The sequence below is a fragment of the Flavobacterium litorale genome (assembly GCF_019613795.1).
Lineage (GTDB): Bacteria > Bacteroidota > Bacteroidia > Flavobacteriales > Flavobacteriaceae > Flavobacterium > Flavobacterium litorale.
The window spans coordinates 2,482,501-2,495,483 of sequence record NZ_CP080429.1 but is presented as its reverse complement, the minus strand read 5'-3'; the positions used below and the strand labels follow the sequence as shown (position 1 = coordinate 2,495,483).

General features: G+C 37.7%; 9 protein-coding genes, 1 tRNA gene and 1 rRNA gene (1 of these 11 running past the window's edge). 7 read left to right on the top strand and 4 right to left on the bottom strand.

The features are described from left to right. Positions 1-159 precede the first annotated feature (159 nt). Complete coding sequence (locus K1I41_RS11340) at positions 160-1,020, bottom strand: hypothetical protein (protein WP_255566928.1); 861 nt, start codon at positions 1,018-1,020, stop codon at positions 160-162. Between the two features lie 154 nt (positions 1,021-1,174). On the opposite strand from K1I41_RS11340, the gene K1I41_RS11335 reads away from it, so the two are divergent. Together K1I41_RS11335 and K1I41_RS11330 are read left to right on the top strand one after the other, a co-directional pair. Then, positions 1,175-1,882: a hypothetical protein gene (locus tag K1I41_RS11335; protein WP_220640450.1), complete on the top strand. Its 708-nt coding sequence runs from the start codon at positions 1,175-1,177 to the stop codon at positions 1,880-1,882. Positions 1,883-1,893: 11 nt separating this feature from the next. Then, entirely contained in the window at positions 1,894-2,394 is a 501-nt protein-coding gene (locus K1I41_RS11330) for a hypothetical protein (protein WP_220640449.1), read from the top strand. Positions 2,395-2,447: 53 nt separating this feature from the next. Here K1I41_RS11330 and purL read toward each other — a convergent pair whose 3' ends face one another. From purL to K1I41_RS11315, 3 genes are all read right to left on the bottom strand, one after another. Further along, positions 2,448-6,140, bottom strand: coding sequence for a phosphoribosylformylglycinamidine synthase (gene purL, locus K1I41_RS11325; RefSeq protein WP_220640448.1), 3,693 nt, complete (start codon positions 6,138-6,140; stop codon positions 2,448-2,450). Between the two features lie 163 nt (positions 6,141-6,303). Further along, positions 6,304-6,951, bottom strand: coding sequence for a DUF1579 domain-containing protein (locus K1I41_RS11320; RefSeq protein ID WP_220640447.1), 648 nt, complete (start codon positions 6,949-6,951; stop codon positions 6,304-6,306). Positions 6,952-7,024: 73 nt separating this feature from the next. Continuing rightward, the gene (locus tag K1I41_RS11315) at positions 7,025-8,578 is read right to left on the bottom strand and encodes a choice-of-anchor Q domain-containing protein (protein WP_220640446.1); all 1,554 of its coding nucleotides are present in this window, start codon (positions 8,576-8,578) and stop codon (positions 7,025-7,027) included. 181 nt (positions 8,579-8,759) lie between these two features. On the opposite strand from K1I41_RS11315, the gene K1I41_RS11310 reads away from it, so the two are divergent. The 5 genes from K1I41_RS11310 to K1I41_RS11290 all read left to right on the top strand — a co-directional run. Next, positions 8,760-9,185 carry a hotdog fold thioesterase gene (locus K1I41_RS11310; RefSeq protein WP_220640445.1) on the top strand — a complete coding sequence of 142 codons (426 nt, stop codon included), beginning with the start codon at positions 8,760-8,762 and terminating at the stop codon, positions 9,183-9,185. A gap of 15 nt (positions 9,186-9,200) precedes the next feature. Further along, positions 9,201-10,268, top strand: a complete 1,068-nt coding sequence (locus tag K1I41_RS11305) for an isochorismate synthase (protein ID WP_220640444.1) — start codon at positions 9,201-9,203, stop codon at positions 10,266-10,268. Between the two features lie 40 nt (positions 10,269-10,308). Further along, entirely contained in the window at positions 10,309-11,025 is a 717-nt protein-coding gene (gene bshB1, locus K1I41_RS11300; protein WP_220640443.1) for a bacillithiol biosynthesis deacetylase BshB1, read from the top strand. Between the two features lie 63 nt (positions 11,026-11,088). Next, a tRNA-His gene (locus K1I41_RS11295) sits at positions 11,089-11,164 on the top strand. A gap of 657 nt (positions 11,165-11,821) precedes the next feature. Beyond that, positions 11,822-12,983: ribosomal RNA gene (locus K1I41_RS11290) — 16S ribosomal RNA — on the top strand (it continues 358 nt past the right edge of the window).

The following is a 12,983-nucleotide window of genomic DNA, read 5'->3' as shown; positions in this document are numbered from 1 at the left end:
AATTTTTGTGCGATTTAGAATATGCAAATTATGAAAAAAATACCTATTTTTTTCAGAAAATATGGAATATAGTAACAAAAATCATCGAAATTGAATCTTTATCTGGATAATACAATAACTTTTATAACGTATTTTTTGAAATTATAAGTATAATTCTGACTAATTTGTTATTAACAGGTTTCGAGCTGCTTTTTCGCTACATTTTTGGTACTTGGCATATGCCTTGGCAGCTCTCAACCGTATTGCTTCGTTACTCTCATTTTTAAGGTAACCTGTAATAGCGTCGTGTATCGTATAGGCTTCTGGGCACATTAAATGACTTGTCCATACCAACGGGTTTACATTAGCCGCTTTTAAATGCGGTTCGAAATACATTTTGCTGTAGCACGCTAAAATAATTACATCTCTTTTTTTGCCATCGGTATTTTTATACGATTCCCCAATGCTAAAATCCATAAGCCCATTATGTCCTATATAGGCTAGTAGTTGTGCATTACCGCCAATGCCAATAGTAACATTATTTACCTTTAGTGTACTTTTTTGTTGCCCAGCACTACAACGTAAAAAATCTTTGGTACATTGTTTTATGTACTGTCCATCATAGGCATCGGCTACCAAGTATTGGTTCTGCTTACTGGTATGCTTAAATATTAGTCTTTCTAGTATATTGCCATCTTTGGGTAGTATTTTAATTAACTTCCAGTCAGGACTTTTCTTAAAGTAGGTACGAATACCATAACCACAGCCCCAGTATAAGTTATTTTTACAGTCTTGCCCATTGCCAATACTAGCAGGTACAGGCACTATACCTTGGTATTTATTATCGCATAAGGCTACAAAAACGTGTATGGTTTTGGTAATTGTATCGTATGTTGTAGTAACATCTGGTTCTTTGGTTTTTGTAACAACATCGGTATTCGCAATATTAATTTGAGGAATTTCTTTGTCTGTATTGTTATAACTTAATAAACTTAAATAGCATCCAATTATTAATAATGTGTAAACTGTTTTTGTGTACATGGTAGTATTTAGATTGATAACGTAAAATCATCTTTTAAATTATTTTGTTTAATTTTTTTATCATATTATCAAATAGTTAATTTCGATTATAATTTGTTTTTTTGAATTATTTTTTAAATATATTTGATATCCAAACTTTAAAATTATAGACATTATGAAGAAATTTATATTACCTACAGTTTTGTGTGTACTAACGCTATCCTTTTTTTCTTGTTCAACAGAAAACGATGATATAGCTACTGCAGAAAATGCTACTATCAATAGCGCAATATTTCAGTTGAAAAGCCTAACTACTATTGATGTGGATAAAGCCAAGCAGCTTTATATACATATGATGGGAACTCAGGAATACATTGATTATAAAAACTCGATTAAAAGCTTTAATAATAAATTGGGTGCAGCAAATAATGTTTCGTTTGGAACTAAAGTGGAATGGATGAATTGGATGAGAAATAATATATTCAATACTTCGTTTAAAAGTATTGCTCAATTTGAAACAATATATGATACTTCGATTCATAAACTTGAAATAATGGTTAATGCCAATAGTGAACTTTACAACTTTATGCAGAGAGCCAATAAAATTCAGATAAGTCAAATTATAGCACCTGAATTTAACGATACTGTCCCAGGAGGATACCCTGATGTTACGAACTCCTGTGTAGATAGTTGTATAGATTGGTGTGATAGTGCCCTTGATTTAATTGACGAAATTCTTTCAGAATCTATTGAGATAGCAAATCAGTATGCGTTTGAGAATGTAAGTCTTTATTTTCAAGCTACATTTGATGCAAATCAATCATATAACTTCCAGTATGAAAGTATAACGTTACAACTCAATCAGTGTATAGCTGTTTGTTAATATATAATTTTATGTATAGATTATTAATATTACTATTATTGATTTTTATAGACTCTAATGCACAACATTCAATAACTAAAGATTCTTTGCTTATTCCAGTAAAAAAAGATCTTTCGGAAACAGAATTTAAAAAAGCTGTTGAGGCTTATGTGGAAATGACAAAGTCAGAGACATATATTCAGTATAAAAAAGGATTGAGAATTATTTCGACTAATTTGAGACTATTGGATGAAGTAGAACGTAAAGCCTATATAGATATAGACCAAAGTGATAAAAGTCAATTAGAGAAATGGCTAAAAGACAATATTAAAAGCACTAAATTTAATTCTGTTAATGAGGGTATTGACATAATTTACGGTACATTTAAACTTTTTAAGAAATTATATTGGGAAAATGAAGAGTTATATACATCTATGCGCAGGGCAAACCGTGAGCAATTACGAGTAATTATTGCTCCCGAACGCCGAACGGTTTATGATGTGATGGACGATAGCTTAAAATTAGAAGAATAAATAAAAAATGCCTCCATCATGGAGGCATTTTTGGTAATATCTTGAATATCCAATTATCTCTTCTCAATCCATTTACGAGCATTCACAAAAGCTTCATGCCAAGGTGAAACCTCATCTTTTCTACTTTCTGGGTAGTATGCCCAATTCCATTGGAATATAGAGCGTTCTATATGTGGCATCATTACCAAATGGCGTCCTTCGTTACAACTCATCATGGCTACATCGTAATCCGATCCATTAGGGTTTGCAGGGTATCCGCTATAAGCATACTTGGCAACAATGTTGTACTTGCTTTCCTCGTAAGGTAAATTAAATTTACCCTCGCCATGGCTTATCCAAACGCCAAGCGTACTACCTGCAAGCGTGTTAAGCATTACCGAGTTATTTTTTTGTATGGTAACCGATGTAAAATTGCTTTCGTGTTTGTTACTATCGTTATGCAGCATTTTTGGTTTTTGTTCATGGTCGGGATTTATAAGCCCTAACTCGATAAACAATTGGCAACCGTTACAAATACCTACCGAAAGTGTATCGGGGCGTGCAAAAAAGTTCTTTAAAGCTTCATTTGCGGTATCATTGTACAGGAAAGCACCTGCCCAACCTTTGGCAGACCCCAACACATCGCTGTTAGAGAAACCGCCTACGGCTCCTATAAACTGGATATCTTCTAATGTTTCCCGACCACTAATAAGGTCGGTCATGTGCACATCTTTAACATCAAAACCAGCCAAATACATAGCGTTTGCCATTTCACGTTCGGAGTTACTTCCTTTTTCGCGAATAATAGCTGCCTTAGGTTTTGGCTTGGTCGTATCTATAGCTACCTTTTTACCATTAAATTGGGTAGGGAAGGTGTAGCGTAGTGGTTGTGCTTTATAATTGTTGTAACGCTCTTTAGCTTTTTCCGAACCACTTTGTTTTTTATCGAGTAAGTAAGACGTTTTAAACCAAGTATCGCGTGTTTTGGCTACATCAAACGAAAGCTTAGTAGTACCGTTATTAATAGTTACTGTATTACCTTGTTTAGGCGCTCCAATTTTTGTAAAGTTAATACCGTTTGCTTCAAGTTCTGCCTCTATACCCGCATCAGCTTGTATTACAAGTGCTATATTTTCAGAGAATAACGCTTTTACAATATCTGTTTCATTAAGTCCGCTTAAATCATATTCAGCACCTAAATTAACTTCGGCAAAACTCATTTCCAGTAGGGTAGTAATTAAACCACCACTACCTATATCGTGTCCTGCGGCAATTTTACCTTCTTTTATTAAATCTTGTATGGTATTAAAAGCAGTTTTAAATTTAACTGAGTCGGTAATGGTAGGTACTTCGTTACCCACTTTATTTAATATTTGTGCGAAGGATGAACCGCCTAGCTTAAAATTATCGTTACTTAGGTTAATGTAATAAATGCTACCGCCGTTGCGTTTTAGCACAGGCTCTACTACTTTAGTAATATCGTTACAGTTGCCTGCTGCCGATATAATTACAGTACCCGGAGCAATTACATCGCCATCAGGGTATTTCTGCTTCATACTAAGCGAATCTTTACCTGTAGGGATATTAATTCCTAGCTCAATGGCAAAATCACTACAGCCTTGTACGGCTTCGTACAATCGGGCATCTTCACCTTTATTTTTACATGCCCACATCCAGTTGGCAGAAAGCGATACACTTTTGAGCCCATCTTTTAACGGAGCAAATACAATATTACTTAATGATTCTCCAATAGAGTTACGGCTACCTGCTACTGGGCTTACTAATGCAGAGATGGGGGAGTGCCCTATGGAGGTAGCAATACCTTCTTTACCATTATAGTCCAACGCCATAACGCCCATATTGTTTAGGGGTAATTGTAATGGTCCTGCACATTGTTGCTTCGCTACTTTACCACCCACGCAACGGTCTACTTTATTGGTAAGCCAGTCCTTACAGGCTACGGCTTCCAACTGAAGCACAGCGTTAAGGTAGTCGTGTATTTTATTTTCGTTGTACTCTGGGGCGCTATAATTAGCAGCTACAGCAGTGTCGTTCATTATTGTTTTTGGCGATGAACCAAACATATCTTCCAATGCAAAATCCATTGGTTTATCACCTTTGGTTCCAGATTCAAATGTAAAACGGTCGTCGCCTGTAACGTTACCTACAGTGTACATGGGCGAACGTTCGCGCATAGCAACACGTTCTAGAACACTAATATCCTTATCGCCTATAACAAGCCCCATGCGCTCTTGGCTTTCATTTCCAATAATTTCTTTGGCAGAAAGTGTAGGGTCGCCAACAGGCAATTTATCAAGATCTATTTTACCACCTGTTTCTTCTACCAATTCACTAAGGCAGTTTAAATGCCCGCCCGCACCATGATCGTGTATTGATATTATTGGGTTTTGCTCGCGCTCTACCATACCACGAACGGTATTGGCAACACGCTTTTGCATTTCGGGGTTACTACGTTGTACTGCATTAAGCTCTATACCACTGCTAAACTCTCCCGTATCGGCAGAGGATACTGCTGCACCTCCCATACCAATACGGTAGTTTTCGCCACCTAGTATTACTACTTTATCGCCTGTTTTTGGTTTTTGTTTTATGCTTTGGTTTTCTTTACCGTAACCAATACCACCTGCCAGCATTATTACTTTATCGAAGCCTAGCTTTCTATATTTTATTTCTTCTCCTTCGGGGGAGTTAGAGGGGGCTTCTTCGTGTTCAAAAGTTAGTACCGAACCTGAAATAAGAGGTTGCCCAAATTTGTTTCCAAAATCGGAAGCTCCGTTGGATGCCTTTATTAAAATATCCATAGGTGTTTGGTACAACCATTTACGTTCCTGCATACCATTTTCCCAATTACGGTTATCTTCTAAACGCGAATACGATGTCATGTATACCGCAGTACCTGCTAAGGGTAACGAGCCTTGCCCGCCTGCAAGCCTATCTCTAATTTCGCCACCTGCACCTGTAGCGGCACCATTAAAAGGCTCTACAGTAGTAGGAAAGTTGTGTGTTTCTGCTTTAAGCGAAATAACAGAATCAAATTCTTTGGTTTCGTAATAATCAGGCTTATCGGCACTTTTAGGTGCAAATTGCGTTACGCGTGGTCCTTTAATAAAGGCTACGTTATCTTTATATGCCGAAACAATATCGTTCGGGTTTTCCTGAGATGTTTTCTTTATGAGTTTGAATAATGAAGATGGTTTTTCTTCGCCATCGATTACAAAGGTGCCATTGAATATTTTATGACGGCAATGCTCTGAATTTACTTGTGAGAAGCCGAATACCTCCGAGTCGGTAAGATTACGCCCCAGTTTATCGCAAAGTTCGCAAAGGTAGTCTATCTCATCATCACTTAATGCCAAACCCTCTTGTTGGTTGTAGGCTGCAATATCGGTAACCTCTTGTATTGCTTCGGGTTTTGTATTTACAGTAAAAATATCCTGATGTAACCCATCGTATTTCTGGAATAGCATTGGGTCGAAATCCGTAATTTTTTCTGTTGATTTGATAAATTCTTCTATGCGGATAATACCCGATATACACATGTTTTGTGTAATCTCAACAGCGTTGGTACTCCAAGGTGTTATCATGGCTGCGCGTGGACCAACAAAAAAATCCGTTAGTACGGATTTTTCTATTTTATGTGCGTTGCCAAAAAGCCAGTTTAATTTTGCGGTATCGTCTGCCGAAAGTTCGTTTTGCGTTTGTACCGCAAAAACTGTATTGGTTTGGTTTCCGAAGAAGTGAATCATCTAGTTATGTAGTTATGTTGTTGAAACCGCAAAATTAGGTATTAATTTGCTTATTTGGAAATTGTTTGTTTGTCTGTTTTTTTAATACGATTAAGGTTTATAAAAAAACAGAAAATCCAGCCATAAAGGCTGGATTTTATATTGGTTTTATACTAATAGCGTGTTACGCACGTGTCATTATAATTTCCATACTTTTATATTCGTTGTCGCCACTACCGTAAAACATTTCCATTTTACGGGTGTTTTCGTCAACAATAGTATATACTTCACGAACTGGCATCATTTTCCCCGTCATTGGGTCAACCATTTCTCCTGTCATTTTTGTTGTGTTAGTACCTTCGTCATGCTTGCCTTTAAGGACTAGCATACCCGTTCCCATATTATCTATCCAAGTAGATATAAACTCCTCAGCGGCATTATCATAAGCTAATGTGCTTTTACCATTAAACGGCTCCCCCCACATTTCACCAGAGTATTTGGCTTCTTGGTAACGACCGCCTAAAATCATTTTTATTTCGCAAGTAGAGGATACTTCTTGTGCTGGAGCTCCAGGTCCCATCCAAAACTTCATTTCGTTATTCCAAGTACCTACTTCTTCGGCTAACATTTTATGCGTATCGCTTGGTGTCATGTATTTACCCCATGCTTCTTGCATGGCAATAGAGTCCATAGGTTCTTCTGGCATTACTTCTTCCTCAACAATCGTATCGGTCATTGTTTCGTTTTCTGCCTCGGGATCCATTTTTTCTTCTTTTTTACACGAAGCAAATACCAATGCTACTACAGCAAGGCTTAGATAAATTTTTTTCATAATAATCTTGTTTAGTGTTTGTTGCTGTAAATTTATGAAAAAAATAATGCGAATTTAGCTAAGTTTTCAAGTTTTATTCTGAATAATACTCGTAAGCCCCTATGTCTGGAATTCCAGTATTTGGATTTGGTCTTGGGTTACCGTTTAAGTCGATACTATTACCCAAATCGGCTGCAACATCAATAGCATCAGACTCTTCGGTAAGATTTAGGTCATTATCATTCGGAGCAACAAACTCAGGATTGATGCTTGTACTTTCCGAAATAATACAATTATTATACAATGCCAATGTGGGGTTGTTACCATTAAAAGGGTATAAAGGTTCGTTCTCTAATCGATTGCTAAAATCACGTAGCTTAATCAAACAATTGTTAAAAGTGCAGTTAAAAGCTACTTCGTCATTTGCTAGTCTTTCCATTGAAAGCCCAAAGTTACCCGAACCATATATAATGCAGTTGTTAAACGTTGCATCCATATTACCAATAAACAATACATCTTCTTGTATTTGGTAATCGTTTAATGCTACAGGCACTTGGTTAAAACTATTAAAGTAGTTACCAAAAGTACAGTGCGTAAAGTTGTACGTACCCCCTAGTGTACACACCAATGCTGCTTCTCCAGCATTATTCATTACTACGTTAGTTGCTGTTAAGTTTGTGCCTCTGGCAAGCATACCAAAATTGGCACAGTTGTATATTTGGCTGTTATTGAGTGTTAATCGTGGTACAGTATCGTCAAAAAGTCGATCGATTAAAATACCTACGGTAGCATTTTTTAAGGTTAGATGATTTACTACGTTATCTTCTCCCGAAAGGAGGAATATACCATTCCATTGTCCTGCAATTTCGGCAAATTGTGGTTCGAGCCTATCACCTTCAAAAATTACCTCATTTTCCATAGCTTCGGTAACCGATTGCTCACCGTTAATAACCATTTTACCAGTATTGTCGACAATTAAACCTGATTCGGCATGAAAGTGAACGCGAGCACCTGCATCTATGGTTAGCGTACTACCATTGGGTACAAAAGCGTAACCGTACACCACGTAGGGCTTCTCATTCGTCCAGTTTAATTCCTCTGGGGTAGCCAATTCGTGCCCCTGTATGTCCGATGGTTCACCACTTATGGTAAGAGTTTCCTTCATATCAGTAGGTAACGGGCGATCGGGTTTTATAAAAATAGCATCTTGTACTAACGTTACCAACTCTACTTTCTGGAAGTTTGCACCACTATCAAATTCTATCCTATCGGTGTATAAAAAGTTAGTATCTTCATTAATATACTCGTCATAATCTATAGTCGTTTCAATAAAAATAAACATACTATCCTTTGCCAGTAGCTCTACATCATTAAATACCTTTCCAGGCATTCCGTCTACCATAAGGCGGTATTTTGATTGTTCTCCTTCGCCCAAACGCAAACTTGGTATGCTAATATCGTTATCGCTGCGGTTGTACACTTTAAGTGTGTAAGTACTAGAGCCTATATTGGTAAAAACAGTATCTAAGTAAACCGTATCGCGCGAAAAACCTAAATTTCCCGAGCTAGGCTCAAACTCAAAGTCGTTTCGGCACGAGGTAAGCAATAATACAAATCCGCCAATAAGTAATAATAAACAGTTGCGCATAGCAATAACAATTTTTGGTAAAAGTAGCTATTAATTTGAAATTTTTAAAAGCCATTGTAATGTAAACGCATGTTTGTTGCTTTTAGTTTACCATAGTACATAAAGTATAAGCTTTAGTATTAGATGCCAAAATACTATTGTGGTTGCTTTTTTTGTATTTTTACATTCCAAATTTTCAAATATGGCTTTTGATAAAGAAAAAGCGCTCGAAATGTGCAATCGTTATTCTGATAATACCTTAATGCAAACTTTAGAAATTGTGTATACCGATGCAGGCGAAGGGTTTTTGGAAGCCAAAATGCCCGTAAACCCAAGAGTACACCAGCCTATGGGCCTATTGCATGGTGGGGCAACAGTAGCACTAGCTGAAAGTGTGGGTAGTGCTGCCTCGTTATTATTTGTAAATCCAGAATTGCAAGAAGTACGCGGTATCGAAATTTCGGCTAATCATTTGCGTAGTAAACGTAATGGTATTGTAACAGGTACGGCACGAATAGTACACCAAGGTAGAAGTTTACACTTATGGGAAGTGAAAGTTACCGACGAAGCAGGCAAACTAATATCGCTTTGCAAAATAACCAACATGGTATTGCCCAGAAAACGATAAGCACTTTTATATATAATGACGAATACTGATATCTTATCGAAAATACAATTACAACTGGATGCCAAAAAACCCTTCGTGGTCTATTGCAAGCCAGAATCGGATACTATAACAGCACTCTTCCAAAAAGAATCCAAACAATACTATTTGGAAAATTTTTTAGATAAAGGTTTTGTATTTGCTCCTTTTACAGGAACTAAAAAAGCGTTTATTCCAGCAAAGGCATCTGCCATAGTTACTACTAAAATAACTAAAGATGTAGTGCAAAAGGATGAGAGTTATACCGAGCCAAGTATTAACCAACAAGCAAAACACAACTTTGAGCAACTCGTAGCCCAAAGTATAGCAGTTATTAAAACAGGGAAATTTAATAAATTGGTTACCTCCCGAACCGAGCATATTGCCGTAGATACGAATGTAGCTGAAACCTATCAACGTTTGTTGCACGCATACCCTAATGCTTTTCGGTATTGCTTTTATACACCCGATACAGGCTTATGGATGGGAGCTACGCCCGAGCAGTTATTAAAAGTAAAAGATGATATTTTACAAACAGTGGCTTTAGCAGGAACACAATTATATAAAGAAGGAGAAAAAGCCGTTTGGGAAAGCAAGGAGCAAGAAGAGCAACAAATAGTAACCAATTATATAGTAAGTTCACTAAAACAATACAGCAACACCATTAATGTTACCAAACCCCATACTTTTAGGGCAGGAAATATAATACACATAAAAACAGATATCAAAGCAAAATTAGAAGAAGCTACCCTTTTGGAGAACATAATAAATAAGCTACACCCAACACCAGCCGTATGCGGATTACCTAAGGAAACAGCAATGCAGTTTTTATTAGATAACGAAATGTATAACCGCGAATACTATTCAGGATATTTAGGCGAAATTAATCATGATTTTACGTTAGATGCCCAAAATAAAACAAACCTATTTGTGAATTTACGCTGTATGAAGCTAACGAGCAGTGGAGTGCAGCTATATATAGGTTGCGGTATAACTAAAGATAGTGATCCAGAAAAAGAGTTTTTTGAAACAGTAAATAAAAGCATAACAATGCGCAAAGTATTATAATAACACTTTGTCGTAACAAACCATACAACATTTAAATTATATGAAATTAGATATACTAGCCTTTGGCGCACACCCCGACGATGTAGAATTAAGCTGTGGTGCAACAGTAGCCAAAGAAGTCTCCCTAGGTAAAAAAGTAGGTATTGTAGATTTAACTAGGGGAGAGTTGGGTACACGAGGTACCGCTGAAATACGCGATGAAGAAGCAGCCGAAGCAGCCAATATATTAGGAGTAACTGTAAGAGAAAATCTTCGGTTTCGTGACGGGTTTTTCACAAATGACGAAGCGCATCAGCTCGAAGTTATAAAAATGATACGCAAGTACCAGCCCAATATTGTAATCTGTAATGCAACAGACGACCGCCATATTGACCATGGTAAAGGGAGTAAATTAGTTTCAAACGCCTGTTTTCTTTCAGGATTACGCAAAATAGAAACTACAATAAACGGAGTACAACAATCAGCATGGCGTCCTAATGTAGTATATCATTATATACAATGGAAAAACTTAGCACCCGATTTTGTAGTAGATGTTACAGGTTTTATGGATACTAAAGTAGCATCGCTCATGGCATATAAATCTCAATTTTACGATCCATCCAGTAACGAACCCGTTACACCTATAGCAACAAAAAATTTCAAAGAAAGCATACATTATAGGGCACAGGACTTAGGAAGATTAATTAATAGTGAGTATGCCGAAGGTTTTACAGTAGAAAGATATTTGGCAGTGAACAGTTTAGCAGATTTAAAGTAAAAAATAATATTTTTTCTTTGCAAAAACCGCTAAATAATGTAGCTTTGCACTCGCAAAACAAATGGTGATTGTAGCTCAGTTGGTTAGAGCGTCGGATTGTGGTTCCGAAGGTCGGGGGTTCGAGACCCCTCATTCACCCTTTCAAGCCCCTTAGTTAAATACTAAGGGGCTTTTTTATTCCTTTATTTTATTGTAGTAATATATTTTACAAAGTATTCTTTAATTAACTGCACACTGTGCTAAATTTTGGTATATCACATTTATGAAATTATTTTAGCAAAAAAGAATGAATAGTTTACTCAACCCTCGCAAGTCCAACATCTCTTTTGTGTAAATATTAGTTAACCAGAAAGTTACAAAAAAGTTACAAAAAAGTTAAGAAAAAGGGTGAAAAAGATTTTGCGAGATTAGAAAAGAGTACTACATTTGCACCCGCAATACAGCGCCGTACAGACACAAATTGAAGACGAGGATTAGTAATAAAAAAGGAAAAAAAACCCTTTGAAAAGCTAAAAAAAGCAATTACCTTTGCTGCCCTGTTATAAAGATAGGAAATCAGCAAAGCCAAGTAACGAAAGCGTTCCGAAAAAAAAGCAAAAAAAATTTTCAGAACCCTTGTCAGAGAAAAAAAAAGGCGTACATTTGCACCCGCTTACAACAACAGCGATGAAGTTGAGAGCAAAAAACAAGAGAAGACACGTTCATAGACATATTGAATTGACAGCAAAAAAGAGAGAGTAAGAACTCGCTTAGAAGCGAAAAAACCTAGCAAAAAAGTCGTAAAACATTAAAATATACGATGAAGAGTTTGATCCTGGCTCAGGATGAACGCTAGCGGCAGGCCTAACACATGCAAGTCGAGGGGTATAAGTTAGCTTGCTAACTTAGAGACCGGCGCACGGGTGCGTAACGCGTATGCAATCTACCTTGTACAGGGGGATAGCCCAGAGAAATTTGGATTAATACCCCATAGTATATAGCAGTGGCATCACTACTATATTAAAGATTCATCAGTACAAGATGAGCATGCGTCCCATTAGCTAGTTGGTATGGTAACGGCATACCAAGGCAATGATGGGTAGGGGTCCTGAGAGGGAGATCCCCCACACTGGTACTGAGACACGGACCAGACTCCTACGGGAGGCAGCAGTGAGGAATATTGGACAATGGGCGCAAGCCTGATCCAGCCATGCCGCGTGCAGGATGACGGTCCTATGGATTGTAAACTGCTTTTATACAGGAAGAAACCCTGGCTCGTGAGCCAGTTTGACGGTACTGTACGAATAAGGATCGGCTAACTCCGTGCCAGCAGCCGCGGTAATACGGAGGATCCAAGCGTTATCCGGAATCATTGGGTTTAAAGGGTCCGTAGGCGGTTTTATAAGTCAGTGGTGAAATCCGGCAGCTCAACTGTCGAACTGCCATTGATACTGTAGAACTTGAATTATTATGAAGTAACTAGAATATGTAGTGTAGCGGTGAAATGCTTAGAGATTACATGGAATACCAATTGCGAAGGCAGGTTACTAATAATATATTGACGCTGATGGACGAAAGCGTGGGTAGCGAACAGGATTAGATACCCTGGTAGTCCACGCCGTAAACGATGGATACTAGCTGTTCGGTAGCAATACTGAGTGGCTAAGCGAAAGTGATAAGTATCCCACCTGGGGAGTACGAACGCAAGTTTGAAACTCAAAGGAATTGACGGGGGCCCGCACAAGCGGTGGAGCATGTGGTTTAATTCGATGATACGCGAGGAACCTTACCAGGGCTTAAATGTAGAGTGACAGATTTGGAAACAGATTTTTCTTCGGACACTTTACAAGGTGCTGCATGGTTGTCGTCAGCTCGTGCCGTGAGGTGTCAGGTTAAGTCCTATAACGAGCGCAACCCCTGTTGTTAGTTGCCATCGAGTAAAGTCGGGAACTCTAACAAGACTGCCGGTGCAAACCGCG

Coding starts and splice junctions, on each gene's coding strand:
- K1I41_RS11340 (WP_255566928.1), bottom strand. CDS start 1,020: ATGTACACAAAAACAGTTTACACATTATTAATAATTGGATGCTATTTA.
- K1I41_RS11320 (WP_220640447.1), bottom strand. CDS start 6,951: ATGAAAAAAATTTATCTAAGCCTTGCTGTAGTAGCATTGGTATTTGCT.
- bshB1 (WP_220640443.1), top strand. CDS start 10,309: ATGAAATTAGATATACTAGCCTTTGGCGCACACCCCGACGATGTAGAA.
- purL (WP_220640448.1), bottom strand. CDS start 6,140: ATGATTCACTTCTTCGGAAACCAAACCAATACAGTTTTTGCGGTACAA.
- K1I41_RS11335 (WP_220640450.1), top strand. CDS start 1,175: ATGAAGAAATTTATATTACCTACAGTTTTGTGTGTACTAACGCTATCC.
- K1I41_RS11330 (WP_220640449.1), top strand. CDS start 1,894: ATGTATAGATTATTAATATTACTATTATTGATTTTTATAGACTCTAAT.
- K1I41_RS11310 (WP_220640445.1), top strand. CDS start 8,760: ATGGCTTTTGATAAAGAAAAAGCGCTCGAAATGTGCAATCGTTATTCT.
- K1I41_RS11305 (WP_220640444.1), top strand. CDS start 9,201: ATGACGAATACTGATATCTTATCGAAAATACAATTACAACTGGATGCC.
- K1I41_RS11315 (WP_220640446.1), bottom strand. CDS start 8,578: ATGCGCAACTGTTTATTATTACTTATTGGCGGATTTGTATTATTGCTT.